Source organism: Paenarthrobacter sp. YIM B13468 (genome assembly GCF_042788025.1).
Lineage (GTDB): Bacteria > Actinomycetota > Actinomycetes > Actinomycetales > Micrococcaceae > Arthrobacter > Arthrobacter aromaticivorans.
In genome coordinates, this window is record NZ_JBHZPI010000017.1 from 89303 (window position 1) to 103553 (window position 14251).

Sequence of the window (14251 nt, forward strand, 5' to 3'; positions counted from 1 at the left end):
GTGGCCTCTTTCCAAGAGGCCATTGCCTTGGATCTGCCATGCGCCTTTCCGAGTGTCCTTTGCCCCGACGAAAGTGTCTTTTTTGTGCGCCGACTCCTAGCAATTCTTCTTCCTGCCCTGCTGCTCATCACTGCGTGTGGAGGCGGGGGCACGCCAGCCGCCGAGCCCACCAGCCAGTCATCCGGCGATGTCTCCAAACTCGATTCCTTGAAGGTGACGGACAACGGAGATGACAAGGCCCCTGGTCTGGACTTCACCAAGCCGCTCACCGTCGCTGAACCCACTATCAAGGTAGTCAGCGAAGGCAATGGCGAGCGTATCAAGGCCGGCCAGGTTGCCGAGCTCGCATACATCGCGGTGGATGGCAATGACGGCAAGACCGTTGAAGACGTCTATAAGAATGGCCCCCAGCCCATTGAGCTGAATGACGAGCTTAAGAAGGGCAACGAGCTGATCTACAACGCCATTGTTGGCGCCAAGATCGGTTCCCACATCGCGTTCGCTGCGCCGGGTTCGGCAGCTACGGGCGCGGCAGCCGGCTCTACGCAGTTGGTGGTTTTCAAGCTGCTTTCAGCTAAGGAAGCAGCTCCGGTCCTGTCGAAGCCGGAAGGTGAGACCGTCACTCCTCCGGCTGGGCTCCCCACCGTGAAGGAAGACGACAAAGGCATCCCGCAGATCTCCGTTGACGGCGCAGCCGCTCCGAAGGAACTTATCGCACAGGACCTGATCAAGGGCTCCGGCGCTGCTGTTAAGGCCACAGACACGCTCACGGTGAATTACGTAGGCGTCAATCTTGTAGGCGGCCAGAAGTTCGATTCGAGCTTTGACCGGGGGCAGACAGCAAGCTTCGCGCTTTCCGGTGTCATCAAGGGCTGGACCCAAGGCCTGGAAGGCAAGACGGTGGGCTCCCGCGTCCTTCTGGTAATCCCGCAGGACCTTGCTTACGGCGCGGCTGGACAGGGTGAAGCCAAGGGCGATCTCGTATTCGTCGTTGACATCCTCGGCGTCAAGTAGACTGCCACCTGATCCGGGACTGGCTAAGCTTGATCCTGACACCACTCACCCCACACACCAAGGAGCAACCATGTCATTTGGTCAGCGTGACTTCGACCGCACCAAGCCCGAAATCGACTTCCCCGAAGGCGACGTTCCCACCGAACTCGTCATCACGGACCTCATCGAGGGGTCCGGCGCTGAGGCCAAAGCCGGCGACACCGTTTCCACCCACTACGTTGGCGTCGCCTGGTCAACGGGCGAAGAGTTCGACGCTTCCTGGGGCCGTGGTGCTCCGCTGGACTTCCGTGTTGGCGTGGGCCAGGTCATCCAGGGCTGGGACCAGGGCCTGCTGGGTATGAAGGTTGGCGGCCGTCGCCGTCTGGAGATCCCTTCAGAACTGGCGTATGGATCCCGTGGCGCCGGCGGAGCAATCAAGCCCAACGAGGCGTTGATTTTCGTCGTTGACCTCGTAGCTGTCCGCTAAGGCGCAAGCTTCCTGCCAAGGCGCGTTACCTTCCGGCTTTGCCGGACCGGTGACGCGCCTTGCTGCTTTCGCCCAGGACTTTAGTAACGTAGCAGGCGTGTCCGCATCCCGCACTGAACGACTCCTGAACCTCCTGCTTGCCCTGCTCAATACCAGGGTGGGCCTGCCGCGCTCTGTCCTGCGGGAGAAGGTCTATCACGACACCGCCGAAAACGACGTCGCGTTCGGACGGATGTTCGAGCGCGACAAAGTGGATCTGAAACAGTTCGGCTTTGAGATCGAGACCCTCACAGACCCCCGGAGTTTCGGCGCCGAGGATCCCGCATCAACCCGCTACCGCATCGGCAAGGACTCCAACAGGCTGCCTGATGTCAGCCTGACGCCCGCCGAGTCCACCGTTCTCCTCCTTGCGGCCCAGTTGTGGGAGCGCGCTGCTCTCGGCAACGCCGCAGTCAATGCCGTCCGCAAACTGCAGGCCGCAGGCGGATTTACCGACGTCGACCTGCCTGCCGGCGTCCAGCCGAGGATTAAGCCAGCCGGACAAGCCTTCGACGACGTCGTTGCAGCCATGCACGCCCGGCATGCGGTCCGCTTCGGGTACCTCGCCGGAAGCACCGGCCGAGAGGAAGTGCGCGAGGTGGAGCCGTGGGGCCTGGGGAGCCGGTTTGGGCAGTGGTACCTCGTGGGATTTGACCGGGGGAGGGCAGCCAAGAGGATTTTCAGGTTGTCACGCATGACCACTGCCGTCTCGGTCATGCCGGGCAGTTCCTTCGAGCCACCAGCCGGGTTCAATGCCCGGGCGGAGTTGGATTCGCTGAACGAACTTCCCCTGCAGCAAGCTGTCATGGACGTAGACGCCGGACGCCTTCTAGCCCTGCGCAAACGTGCTGGTTCCAGCGGTGCCGGGAAGGAACCGGCTGAGAAGGAATTGGGCGGCCGGGACAGGCTGGTGGTGGACTTCCGGGATCCCGAGCAGTTCGCCGAGGAACTAGCCTCGTATGGCCCCCACGTCAAAGTAGTTGAACCCGCCGGGCTGCGTGCCGCCGTCGTACGCCGACTCAAAAGCGCTGCGGAGTTCAATGCGTCTCCGGCCATCGAAGTGGAATTTCCAGAAGCTGCGCGCGCGCAGCGACCCAGGAAACGCACCTCCGAAGACCAACTCACGCGCATGCTGCAATTAGTGCCCTTCCTGGTCCACCATCAGGGCCTGCACGTACAGGAGGTAGCCGATCGCTTCGGCATCAGCCGCAAAGCACTTATCGACGACCTAAAAATCCTGATCTGTTCCGGGCTGCCCGAAGGCTACCCGGATGATCTCCTGGACATCCAATGGGAAAACGACCATGTGTACATCACGGAACATTTGGACCTGAACCGTCCGGTTCGCTTCAGCGAGGACGAAGCAGCCGCGCTGCTGACTGGATTGTCGATGCTCGGCGATCTACCTGCGCTTGCAGGTTTGCCCGAAGACGAACCGGGCAGCGCCTTGGAGTCTGTGACCATCAAATTGACGGGCGCAGCAGGACAGGCCGGACGCCTGGCTGGTGCAGTTGCAGGCCAGTCCGTGGCACCCGAGCAATCGGAGGCGTTCGCCACCATTACGCACGCCATCAGGGACGGCAAACAACTGCACCTGAGCTACCTTTCCCCCCAAAGGGATGAAGTAACAGAGCGCGACGTGGATCCCCTCCGGCTGTACTCCCTGGACAACACCTGGTACTTCGAGGCCTACTGCCATAGCAAGTCAGGACTCCGGAATTTCCGGCTGGACCGCGTGCAATCCCTGGAACCCAATGGCCGTCCAGTCTCCGGAACAGCAACTGCTGATGCAGACTTTCCGGCAAGGCTCTTCACCCCCAGTGACGACGACGTCCTGGTGGTGCTTGAGTTGACCCGGCAGGGCGCTGGCCTGGCTGATGACTACTACGCCGAACGCACGGCGGAATTGCCCGACGGCGGACTGCTCGCTGAGGTGCGCTTTGGAAATGCGGAGTGGTTACCAATGTTTGTGTCCCAACATGGAGGGACGGTGCGGGTGCTGGACCCTGGGGAGCTGCGCCAGGAAGTCCAGGCGTGGCTCACGGCGGCGCTTGACCAATACGACGGTGCCATTTCCTCCTCGGACAACATGGCTGGCTAGACTACTCAGATGCCTTGGTGGTTTTGGATCCTGCTGTGGATCGCGCTCATAGCACTGTCGTTGCTCCTTCATGTGACCTTGGGTTTTCGGCTGTTCAGGAAATTCATGGCCACTGTTCACGAGTTAGGGGACGCTGGTCAACGTTTCAGCCATGTCCCTCCTGCCGTAGAAACCTCCGATGTTGAGGCGCCGGAACGCCGACCCGAGCCGGGATCCGCAATTTTTGCCTCGCCGGAGCAGATGCGTCATGATTACCTGACGGCCAAAGCCTTCCGCCAGGAAGTTCGTCGCCAGAAGCGCGTTCAGCGCAAAGCAGAGCGGGGTCAGCCCCAATCCCTGCACGACATTGAATTCAGATAGACGTAGGATGTATCCAAAAGGAAAGGACCTCCCCATATGAGGCTCGAAGGCTGGCATCTCATCATCATCATCGTCCTGGCTCTGGTGCTTTTCGCTGCACCGAAGCTGCCGTCCATGGCGCGCAGCATTGGCCAGTCGATGCGTATCTTCAAGTCTGAAGTCCGGGAAATGAAAAAGGACGGTTCCTCGGAAAAGAAGGAAACCCAGGACCCCTCTGACGCCGTCGAAGGCAGGGTTGTAGACCACCCGGACGTAAAGGCCAAGAACAACGGCGAGACCGACGTTCCGCCCTCCAACCGCGTCTAAGTAGAAGTGGTAGAGACGAAGGGGCGCAAGGCCAACCCCGAAGCCCGGATGGCGCTCCTTGACCATCTTAAGGAGCTCAAGAACCGGCTCTTCAAGGCTGCCATCGGCGTTATTCTTGGGACGGTGCTGGGCTTCATCGTCTATCAGCCCCTCTTGGAAGCTCTGATCAAGCCGATCAAGGACCTCAATCAAAAAGAGGGCCGCGCTGCCAGCCTCAACTTTGATGGCGTAGCCAGCTCATTCGACCTCATGGTCCAGGTCTCGGTATTCCTTGGCGTGATCCTTTCCAGTCCTGTCTGGATTTACCAGCTGTGGGCATTCATAGTCCCGGGCCTGCACAAGAAGGAGCGCAGGTTGGCTCTATCGTTTGTAGCAGCTGCCGTTCCGCTGTTTATCGGCGGCGTCCTGCTGGCATGGCTGGTGTTGCCCAACGCCGTGCGTGTCCTCACGGACTTCACACCTACGGGCGCTTCAAACTTCATTAGTGCCGAAATCTACCTTGCGTTCGTCCTCAGGCTTCTTCTGGCTTTTGGAATCGCCTTCCTGGTGCCGGTGGTACTGGTTGGGCTGAACCTGGCGGGAATCATCAAGGGCAAGCAACTGGTCAAAAGCTGGCGGATCACGATCTTCCTGGTCTGCCTGTTTGCGGCCATGGCTGCCCCGGGTGCCGACGCCATGAGTATGTTCTACTTGGCGGCGCCCATGCTGCTTCTGTTCTTCGCTGCCATCGGTGTTTGTCTCTGGAACGACCGCCGGCGAGAGCGCCGTGCCATCAAGCGTGCTGCTGAGACCGAAGCCACGGCAGATATTGCCACCCCGGCCTCGGATCTGGAGAATCTCTAGACCTCAGGCCATTAGGCTTGGTGCATGTCCTCCATTTCCGGGTCTCCATCACCATCAGACCGCTACCAGGCGGCCGCTCACCGGGCAGCTGAGGCCAAGACGTATCTTGGTGCCTTTGCCCGGACGCTGGACTTCGAATTGGATGACTTCCAACGTGAGGCGTGCAGATCATTGCAGGAGGGCCGCGGCGTCCTCGTCGCGGCTCCCACAGGTGCGGGAAAGACGATCGTTGGCGAATTTGCCATCTATCTGGCTTTGGAACGCGGGCTCAAAGCGTTCTACACAACACCCATCAAGGCCCTGAGCAACCAGAAATTCTCCGAGCTCGCCGCCAAGTATGGCTCGGCCAACGTTGGCCTGCTGACGGGCGATACAACCATCAACGGTGAGGCGCCCGTTGTGGTGATGACCACCGAAGTCCTCCGTAATATGCTTTACGCCGACTCCGAGACACTCGGCGATCTCGGCTTCGTCGTGATGGACGAGGTCCACTACCTCGCAGACCGCTTCCGCGGAGCCGTCTGGGAGGAAGTCATCATTCACTTGCCCAGTGAAGTGCAGGTTGCTTCGCTGAGCGCCACTGTCTCCAATGCCGAAGAGTTCGGCGCCTGGCTGGATACAGTTCGCGGTGATACTGACGTCATCGTGTCCGAGCACCGGCCCGTGCCACTGTGGCAGCACGTCATGGTGGGCCGTGAAATCGTGGACCTCTTTGCCGGTGACACCACTTTCGACGAAATCGCTCCCCAGATACCGGACACAGAAGTTCCGGATCTCAGCGACACTGACGACGCCGTGGATGAGGCCACTCTGCCAGCAGAATCCCGGAAGATCGCAGTTAAGAGTTCTGTGGCATCTCCTGCCCGGCAGGCAGTGACCGGCCCGGAGTTCGAAGTGAACCCCGATCTGCTCGCAATGGCCCGCTCCGAGAGCCGGATGAACTTCAACGGCCGCTTCGGCCACGGTGGCCGAAGCCGCCGACGGCAGGACCGCTATAGGGATGAGCGGCAGTCCACTGAACAGCGCAGCCCAGTCCGGAAGGCAAGCCGCCCCCAGGTTATTGAAAGCCTTAACCGTCAGGGCCTGCTGCCTGCTATTACGTTCATTTTTTCCCGGGCCGGTTGTGATGCTGCAGTGGCCCAGTGCGCGGCATCGGGACTGTGGCTCACTACAGAGCGTGAACAGCAGATCATTGCGCAGCGGGTGGATGAAGCTAGCCACGAAATCCCTGCCGATGATCTCGATGTCTTGGGATTCTGGGGCTGGCGTGACGGCCTCATCCGGGGCTTCGCTGCTCACCACGCGGGCATGCTTCCCACCTTCAAGGAGGTAGTGGAGAAGCTTTTTGCGGATGGCCTGGTCAAGGCAGTTTTTGCCACCGAAACGCTGGCGCTCGGGGTCAACATGCCCGCGCGCTGCGTGGTGCTGGAAAAACTTGAGAAGTTCAACGGCGAAGCCCACGTCAACATCACGGCGGGGGAGTACACACAGCTCACCGGTAGGGCTGGACGCCGGGGTATCGACGTCGAGGGCCATGCCGTAGTCCTGTGGCAGCCGGGAACGGATCCAGCTGCCGTGGCTGGCTTGGCGTCTCGTCGAACCTACCCGCTGAATTCCAGCTTCAGGCCCACGTACAACATGAGCATCAACTTGATAGCCCAATTTGGCCGGGTCCGGGCACGGGAAATCCTGGAGTCCTCCTTCGCGCAGTTCCAGGCGGACCGCTCCGTGGTTGGGCTGGCGAGGCAAGTCCGTGGCCGCGAGGAGTCGTTGGCAGGATACGCGAAATCCATGGAGTGCCATCTGGGCGACTTCACGGAATACGCCAGGCTCCGACGGGAGCTTAGTGATACTGAGCAGTTCGCCGCCCGGGACTACCACCGCGCACGGAAATCCAGGGTCGCGGACTCGCTGACGCGGCTCATTCCAGGGGACGTCATCAGCGTCTCCAGCGGCAGGCTGGCGGGGTACGCCGTCGTGCTTGATTCCGATGCCAACGCCCGCGAGCCCAGGCCTTCGGTCCTCACCTCGGACAATCAACTGCGCCGGATCGGCGTCCACGACGTCGATGCCCCGGTCTCTCCTGTGACGCGGATCAGGATCCCGAAATCCTTCAATGCCAAGGTCCCCAAATCGCGGCGTGACCTCGCCTCCTCCATGCGCCATGCAGTTAGCGACGACGCGCCCAAGTCGCGCCGCAACAGCAGGCATGAAGACTTTGGCTTGGGGTCCCGGCTCCCGGACCAGGAACAGAAGATCACTGAACTGCGCAGGGCGCTCAGGGCGCATCCCTGCCATGGATGCAGTGAACGCGAAGACCACGCACGCTGGGGGGAGCGTTGGTGGAAACTCCGCAAGGAGACAGACGGCCTGATCCGCCAGATCCAAAGCAGGACCAACACGATTGCCAAGACGTTCGACCGCGTATGCGACGTCCTGTCCGCCTACGGTTACCTCGAAACCAACGACGCCGGAACGGTCACCATCAGCACGGACGGGCAGCGGCTGCGGCGCATTTACGGTGAGAAGGACCTGCTCATTTCACAGTCCATCAGGCGTGGTGCCATCAACGATCTCGATGCTGCCGAGCTGGCCTCGTTGGCCAGCACCCTGGTGTACCAGGCAAAGCGCGAAGACCGGGGCCTTCGCCCGAGGATGCCTTCGGTTGCACTGGAAACGGCGGTGGACATCGTCGTCCGGGAATGGTCGCAACTTGAGGACACCGAGGAACAGAACAGACTTCCGCTGACCGGCGAACCGGAGCTGGGCCTCATGTGGCCCATGTATAAGTGGGCCAAGGGCCGCCATCTCCAGGACGTGCTCAGCGGCACTGACCTAGCTGCAGGCGACTTCGTCCGTTGGGCAAAGCAAGTGGTTGACCTCCTGGACCAACTCGCCAAAATTCCACAACTGGATCCCCGCTTGACGCGGATCTGCCGAGAATCCATCGATCTGGTCCGCCGGGGTGTCGTGGCTTACTCCACGGTCGCCTGAACCTCCACAGCCGCCTGACCCTCCACAGTTGCGCCTGACCCGGAACCGTTTTAGAGACCCCCAGACCTTCTTCAAACGCTCAAGGAGCACACCGCATGAACCAGCCAGGCCTGTCCGCCGGCGACCGCCCCAACGAAAACGTCCGTAAGGTCACCCTTTACCGGAACGGTTCCATCTATACCGCTGCCGATCCGTTCGCTACCGCCATGGTGGTGGACGGTGACACGGTCGCGTGGGTGGGCTCCGAGCAAGCGGCGACGTCCATCGCGGATTCCACCATGGACGTCATTGATCTTCGGGGAGCCCTCGTGGCGCCGGGCTTTGTTGACTCCCATGCGCACTTGACGGAGACGGGCCTCGCTTTGGCTGGACTGTCCTTGACGGGCGTGCGCTCTGCCCGGGAACTGCTGGACGCCGTTGCTGCCGCTGGTGGTACTGGAACTGTGATTGGTCATGGCTGGGATGAAACAACCTGGCAGGATCCCACCCTTCCAACGCTTGAACAGCTGGAACAGGCCTCGGGCGGGAGGCGGGTCTACCTTTCCCGTGTTGACGTACACTCCGCCCTCGTTTCATCCTCCCTTGCGGCGTCGGCAGGCCTTGCCGGGATGGACGGCTTCACGGGGGATAGTGGGCGCGTAGTCAGGACAGCCCACACCGCCGCCCGCCTCGCGGCGCGGCGCTTCAGTGACGCCGAACGGAGTGCGTATCAGGAACAGGCCCTGCATTATGCGGCTTCCAGTGGCTACGTTGCCTTGGCTGAAATGTCCGCCCCACACATTTGTGGGCCGGAAGACCTTCAGATGGCCATGTCCTGGAACAGGCAAACCGGCAAACCGCAGGTGCTGCCGTATTGGGGCGAGCTGGCGTCGTCGGAAGATCACGCCCGCAGGATCCTGGAGAGCGTGGGCCCCGAGGTCCTGGGCTTGGCGGGGGACCTGAACATCGACGGTTCCATCGGGTCGCGAACAGCTGCCTTGAGGCAAGACTATTCCGATGCGCCGGGCCAACGCGGCAATTTGTATCTTTCAGTAGATGAGGCCGCCAAGCACCTTGCTGCATGCTCACTTCTGGGCGTCCAGGCAGGTTTCCACATCATTGGTGATGCAGGCCTTGATGTTGCGCTTGAGGCATTGGACGCCGCGGCCGCCGAGGTGGGGGAACAGCGGATCCGCGCAGCAGGTCACCGCTTTGAACATGTTGAGCTTGCCGATCAGGCTGCAGTGGACAAGTTGGCCAGATACTCGGTGACGGTCTCCATGCAACCGTCCTTCGATGCTGTGTGGGGAGGACCCGGAGGACTCTACGAGCAACGGCTAGGCGGCCGCAGCAAGGCCATGAACACGTTTGCTGCGTTCTACGCCAGCGGAGTTCCGATCACCTTTGGCAGCGATAGCCCCGTGACACCGCTCAGCCCCTGGTCAAGCATCCGGGCCTGCCTGGAACACAGCAACCCGGACCAGCGCATTTCAGCCCGCGCGGCTTTCCTTGGCCACACCAGGGCGGGCTGGCGGGCCACCAAGCACAGGAACCCTCTCATGGGCCAACTCGTCCCGGGTGCGCCAGCCAGCTTCGCAGTATGGGAAATTGAGGAACTCATGGTGCAGGTGGCCGATAGCCGCGTGCAATCCTGGAGCACCGATCCCCGTGCCCGGACCCCCTTGCTCCCTGCCCTGGATACCGGCACTGATCCTGCGTGCCTGCAGACCGTGAGGGAAGGCCAGGAGCTCTTCGCGCACGAATCCCTCCGCGTCTGAGGGCACTATTTCCTTGCCTTCGAATGCGCCGCCTGAACTGGGACGATGCACGAACGCGCAGGTCAACGCCTGGTTGACAGCTTTTGTAAAGTCCGTAACATTGAGGCTCAACAGATCGTTAAGGCTTGGGGTTCCCCTGGGAGTAACTATCTGGTCGTGGCCAGGACGTAGTCTGGTGGCGGTACGCGAGTGGGCAGGCCCATAGGGCCCCAGAAAACAGTTCGTCCGACAAATTACCTGTCCGGACAACACTGGTCCTGGGTCTATGGACCTGCCCGCAGCGCTTTAAGTCCGTGTGGCCGGGGACACAGCTGCCCATAGGAGTGCACAGGATCGTCCTATAATGGAGAGTTGCGCCAGAACGCCAGCCTTAAGGCTGGCCCGGCACACTGACCGCTCCATCAAGGAAAGGCCTCTTCTTGCGTGTCCTGACGATCATCCCTACCTACAACGAGCTGGAATCGCTCCCCAAGACATTGGGTCGGCTGCGGACCGCAGTGCCTGAGTCGGACGTCCTGGTGGTTGATGACAACAGCCCGGACGGCACGGGACAACTTGCTGACGGCATAGCCGCCGAGGACAAGCAAGTGCACGTACTGCACCGCAAGGGCAAGGAAGGCCTTGGCGCGGCGTATATCGCCGGCTTCAAGTGGGGCCTCGCCGCCGGGTATGACGTTCTGGTGGAGATGGACGCCGATGGCTCCCACAAGCCCGAGCAGCTTCCCCTCCTCCTTGAAGCGGTCAGAGAGGGCGCCGACCTTGCCATGGGCTCGCGCTGGGTACCGGGAGGCAGTGTTGTGAACTGGCCTCTCTACCGCCAGGCAATCTCCCGCATCGGCAGCACCTATGCCCGCATCATGCTTGGCCTGAAAATCAAGGACGTCACGGGCGGCTACCGTGCTTTCCGCCGCAGCACACTTGAAGCCCTCAAGTTGGATGAAGTGGATTCAGTGGGTTACGGCTTCCAGGTTGATCTCGCCTGGCGCGTGGCCAAGCTCGGCCTGCGTATCGAGGAGCGTCCCATCACCTTTGTTGAGCGGGAACTTGGTGCATCGAAGATGAGCGGCAACATTGTGCTGGAAGCCATGATCAACGTCACCAAATGGGGCCTGGCAGCACGGTGGGCCAAGCTCACCGGAAAACAGCCTGCCCTCGCAAAGTAAAGATAGCTTCCACAACAAAAGGCCGGACCGGTTCCCAAAGGAGCCGGTCCGGCCTTTTTGCTTGAGTTTGAAGACTAAGCTGAGCGGCGCTCTCCGCGGCGCTCACGCAGGATGTTCAAACGATCCTCAAGGATCTGCTCCAGCTCCGGAAGGCTGCGGCGTTCCAGGAGCATGTCCCAGTGGGTACGGACGGCCTTCTCGTTGGCATCCACGGGACGCTCGCCGTCTACGAGCAAGGCTTCCTTGCCAGTCTTGGAAACCCAAACAGGGGGGATCTCGGCTTCAGCAGAGAAGGTGACGAAGACCTGCTCGCCGTCCTCGCAGCGGTATTCAACCCGCTGGCGCGGTGCCGGTTCAACGCCGGACTCGGTTTCCATGCTTTGGGCGCCAAGACGCATACCCCGCAGGCTGCGATCGCTCATGATTACTCCCTCTGTCTGTTCGCGGAGCCTGAACTCCGCGCTAGCCGTAAGCCGTGTTCACGGTCCCTACGGACTACTTCTGCACACCTTGCATCACTAATTGCAACGCCTGGCCAAGCTTTAATGTTCCATCCACACTGAACCAGCCGGACAAATATCCCATTATACGCGGATCGATGGTCAGTACCCAAAAGCAGTGCAAAACGCGATGAGCGGCCAGCCATTTGGCTGACCGCTCAACTGCCTCACAACAGAATTACTCTATGGGCCTTGAGTGTGCTGCCGCGGTGGAGTCCACCGGGGCTGCCGGCTCCGAGGCCGCAGCCTTGTTGCTGCCGCCAAAGAAGCCAGCAGCATCGGTGTCGCCGTTGGCGCCTCCGAGCGCACTCCCAATGCCCTTCAAGGCCTCGCCAACTTCGCTGGGGATGATCCACAGCTTATTGGAACTGCCCTCAGCGAGCTTGGGTAGCGTCTGCAGGTACTGGTAAGCCAAAAGCTTCTGGTCGGGGTTGCCCTTGTGGATCGCGTCAAAGACTTTCTGAATGGCCTGGGCTTCGCCGTCGGCCCGAAGGATGGCGGCCTTCGCATCACCTTCAGCTGCGAGGATGGCCGCTTGGCGCTGGCCTTCTGCTGTAAGGATTTGCGACTGCTTGGTTCCCTCAGCAGTCAGGATCGCTGCTCGACGGTCGCGCTCTGCACGCATCTGCTTTTCCATCGAGTCCTGGATGGAGTGGGGCGGATCAATAGCCTTCAGTTCCACACGCGAAACGCGGATGCCCCAGCGGCCTGTGGCCTCGTCCAACACTCCACGTAGCTGGCCATTGATCTGGTCACGGGAGGTTAGTGCCTCTTCGAGGTTGAGGCCACCCACCACGTTACGAAGCGTGGTGGTGGTCAGCTGCTCTACCGCCTGGATGTAGTTGGCGATCTCGTAGGTAGCTGCGCGGGGGTCCGTTACCTGGAAGTAGACCACGGTGTCGATCGAAACCACGAGGTTGTCCTCGGTGATGACTGGCTGCGGCGGGAAGGACACCACCTGCTCGCGGAGGTCGAGCAACGGCAGGAGCCTGTCGACGAACGGAATCAGGATGGTAAGGCCCGGGTTGAGCGTGCGCTGGTACTTGCCGAGGCGTTCAACGACGCCGGCACGTGCCTGCGGGATGATCCTTACCGAGCGGACCAACACGATGATGACAAAAATGACGAGAACAATCAGCACAACTGCTGCCGCTGTTCCTCCTAAACCGTCCATGCGTCTCCTTGATTCCCCAATTGCGTGGCTTGCTTTGGCCTTTTGCGGGCAGGTTGCCAGCCCGATATCCGCAGAATTCTGGTTTTTCGGTGCGAATCAGCGCGGGCTGTTTTCGGCAGGCGAGGCTACTACCGCCGTCGCGCCGTCAATCCTGGTGACCTGAACCGTGGCGCCGGCGTCGAGGACTCCGGCGGTGCTGCGCGCGCTCCAGACGTCGCCGCCGATCTTTACCAGGCCGCTGGTGCCCGTGACGGCTTCTATGACGAGGGCGGGCTGTCCGATAAGCCGGTCGATGTTCGTCCGCTGTTCTGCTGGTCCCTTATGCAGGTGTTTCAAGGCGACCGGCCGCACGAAAGCGATCATCAAGAGGGAGACCACGCTGAAGATGACGATCTGGAGCCAGAAATCCGCCCCGGCGAAGTCGGCAATGAGCCCTGCCAGCGCGCCGCCGCCGAGCATGATGAAGAAGAGGTCGAGTGTGAGCATCTCCACCACCGCGAACGCGAGGAAGACCGTGAGCCAGAGAGCCCACCAATTCTCGCCGAGCCATTCAAACATCATTCCCCCTTGGTCCCGGACCCCGTCGAAGACGGGATCACAGTCGCTGTTCCTCCATCCTAGCCCGACGCCGAGTTCCTCGTCAGGAAGCCGAAGCACCCACTGTGAAGAGGCTGATACGGAACTTCGCCGTGGTTGCTACGGCACTATCCTCACCGGCCAGAAGTGCGAGTTCTTCGGGCTTGATGTGGTGACCGGCCGGCCCCATATAGGCGATGTCGGCCAGCTCGGGGCCCGTGAGGGTGAGCGGCACGTCCAGGTTGTACGTTGAATCCGCGTGGAAATAGCCGCCCAGGGATTCAGCCAAACGCTCGGCTTTGCCTTCCTCAATGCTAAGCATTCCGGTGCGGGCAGCGATCTCAGCCAAGTGTCCTTGCTGCGGTGTCACCACAATCAGCTTTCCACCGGGTCGCAGCACCCGGGCGAACTCCGGCGGATTCCTTGGAGCGAACACCACCAGGACCACGTCCACCGAGTTATCGGCGACGGGCAACGGACGCCAAATGTCCCAGACGAGGTTGGCAGCATCCCCGTTGAGTCGTGCAGCGCGGCGGACTGCGAATTTGGAGATGTCCAGACCTATAGCAGAAGCCGGAGTGCTTTCCAGGACACGGCGGAGGTAGTGCCCGGTGCCCGTGCCGGCGTCGAGAACCACGGCCCCGGGTCGCTGCAGCGATGCGGCTGCCAGGCCGGCGACTCGCTGGGCCAAAGCAGCGTAATGTCCGCTGTCCAGGAATCGATGCCGGGCTCCCACCATCTCCGCCGAATCAGCTTCGAAGACTGTGCCCTTACCTGTCAGCAGGTTGAAGTAACCTTGCTTCGCGGCGTCGAATACATGCCCGGAGCCGCAAACGAGCCTCCGCTGCGGATCCTCGACAAGCTGAAACCGCCCTTCGCAAACGGGACAACGGAGGGCGGCAACGGCATCGGACAACATGGATTCAATCCTACGGTGGGCCGGAGTGTCTGGTGCCTG

Annotated in this window: 13 protein-coding genes; 9 read left to right on the forward strand and 4 right to left on the reverse strand. The window is 61.2% G+C overall.

Annotated features, from left to right (window positions below):
* The first annotated feature begins 84 nt into the window (after positions 1-84).
* From ACFX4T_RS16540 to ACFX4T_RS16580, 9 genes are all read left to right on the forward strand, one after another.
* Positions 85-1014 (forward strand): FKBP-type peptidyl-prolyl cis-trans isomerase, encoded by a 930-nt coding sequence (locus ACFX4T_RS16540; RefSeq protein WP_377652682.1) that lies wholly within the window; start codon positions 85-87, stop codon positions 1012-1014.
* A 70-nt stretch (positions 1015-1084) separates the two neighbouring features.
* On the forward strand, positions 1085-1480 hold the full coding sequence (locus ACFX4T_RS16545) for an FKBP-type peptidyl-prolyl cis-trans isomerase (RefSeq protein ID WP_216925697.1): 396 nt from the start codon (positions 1085-1087) through the stop codon (positions 1478-1480).
* 97 nt (positions 1481-1577) lie between these two features.
* Complete coding sequence (locus ACFX4T_RS16550) at positions 1578-3620, forward strand: helix-turn-helix transcriptional regulator (RefSeq protein WP_377652684.1); 2043 nt, start codon at positions 1578-1580, stop codon at positions 3618-3620.
* 9 nt (positions 3621-3629) lie between these two features.
* The gene (locus tag ACFX4T_RS16555) at positions 3630-3980 is read left to right on the forward strand and encodes a hypothetical protein (protein WP_216925695.1); all 351 of its coding nucleotides are present in this window, start codon (positions 3630-3632) and stop codon (positions 3978-3980) included.
* 36 nt (positions 3981-4016) lie between these two features.
* Positions 4017-4286, forward strand: coding sequence for a Sec-independent protein translocase subunit TatA (gene tatA / locus ACFX4T_RS16560; protein WP_223945935.1), 270 nt, complete (start codon positions 4017-4019; stop codon positions 4284-4286).
* A 6-nt stretch (positions 4287-4292) separates the two neighbouring features.
* Positions 4293-5129: a twin-arginine translocase subunit TatC gene (gene tatC / locus ACFX4T_RS16565; protein ID WP_223945933.1), complete on the forward strand. Its 837-nt coding sequence runs from the start codon at positions 4293-4295 to the stop codon at positions 5127-5129.
* A 24-nt stretch (positions 5130-5153) separates the two neighbouring features.
* Complete coding sequence (locus ACFX4T_RS16570) at positions 5154-8123, forward strand: DEAD/DEAH box helicase (RefSeq protein ID WP_377652687.1); 2970 nt, start codon at positions 5154-5156, stop codon at positions 8121-8123.
* 95 nt (positions 8124-8218) lie between these two features.
* Positions 8219-9880: an amidohydrolase gene (locus ACFX4T_RS16575; protein ID WP_377652689.1), complete on the forward strand. Its 1662-nt coding sequence runs from the start codon at positions 8219-8221 to the stop codon at positions 9878-9880.
* Positions 9881-10299: 419 nt separating this feature from the next.
* Complete coding sequence (locus tag ACFX4T_RS16580) at positions 10300-11043, forward strand: polyprenol monophosphomannose synthase (protein ID WP_377652691.1); 744 nt, start codon at positions 10300-10302, stop codon at positions 11041-11043.
* Between the two features lie 74 nt (positions 11044-11117).
* On the opposite strand, the gene ACFX4T_RS16585 is transcribed toward ACFX4T_RS16580, so the two are convergent.
* The 4 genes from ACFX4T_RS16585 to ACFX4T_RS16600 form a co-directional block, all read right to left on the reverse strand.
* Positions 11118-11465, reverse strand: a complete 348-nt coding sequence (locus ACFX4T_RS16585; protein ID WP_021470504.1) for an RNA polymerase-binding protein RbpA — start codon at positions 11463-11465, stop codon at positions 11118-11120.
* A gap of 256 nt (positions 11466-11721) precedes the next feature.
* On the reverse strand, positions 11722-12717 hold the full coding sequence (locus tag ACFX4T_RS16590) for an SPFH domain-containing protein (RefSeq protein ID WP_377652693.1): 996 nt from the start codon (positions 12715-12717) through the stop codon (positions 11722-11724).
* 96 nt (positions 12718-12813) lie between these two features.
* Entirely contained in the window at positions 12814-13275 is a 462-nt protein-coding gene (locus ACFX4T_RS16595; RefSeq protein WP_216925837.1) for an NfeD family protein, read from the reverse strand.
* Positions 13276-13357: 82 nt separating this feature from the next.
* Positions 13358-14212 (reverse strand): methyltransferase domain-containing protein, encoded by an 855-nt coding sequence (locus ACFX4T_RS16600; RefSeq protein WP_377652695.1) that lies wholly within the window; start codon positions 14210-14212, stop codon positions 13358-13360.
* Positions 14213-14251 lie beyond the last annotated feature (39 nt).

Coding starts and splice junctions, on each gene's coding strand:
- ACFX4T_RS16555 (WP_216925695.1), top strand. CDS start 3,630: ATGCCTTGGTGGTTTTGGATCCTGCTGTGGATCGCGCTCATAGCACTG.
- ACFX4T_RS16585 (WP_021470504.1), bottom strand. CDS start 11,465: ATGAGCGATCGCAGCCTGCGGGGTATGCGTCTTGGCGCCCAAAGCATG.
- ACFX4T_RS16600 (WP_377652695.1), bottom strand. CDS start 14,212: ATGTTGTCCGATGCCGTTGCCGCCCTCCGTTGTCCCGTTTGCGAAGGG.
- ACFX4T_RS16570 (WP_377652687.1), top strand. CDS start 5,154: ATGTCCTCCATTTCCGGGTCTCCATCACCATCAGACCGCTACCAGGCG.
- ACFX4T_RS16575 (WP_377652689.1), top strand. CDS start 8,219: ATGAACCAGCCAGGCCTGTCCGCCGGCGACCGCCCCAACGAAAACGTC.
- ACFX4T_RS16545 (WP_216925697.1), top strand. CDS start 1,085: ATGTCATTTGGTCAGCGTGACTTCGACCGCACCAAGCCCGAAATCGAC.
- tatA (WP_223945935.1), top strand. CDS start 4,017: ATGAGGCTCGAAGGCTGGCATCTCATCATCATCATCGTCCTGGCTCTG.
- ACFX4T_RS16595 (WP_216925837.1), bottom strand. CDS start 13,275: ATGTTTGAATGGCTCGGCGAGAATTGGTGGGCTCTCTGGCTCACGGTC.
- ACFX4T_RS16590 (WP_377652693.1), bottom strand. CDS start 12,717: ATGGACGGTTTAGGAGGAACAGCGGCAGCAGTTGTGCTGATTGTTCTC.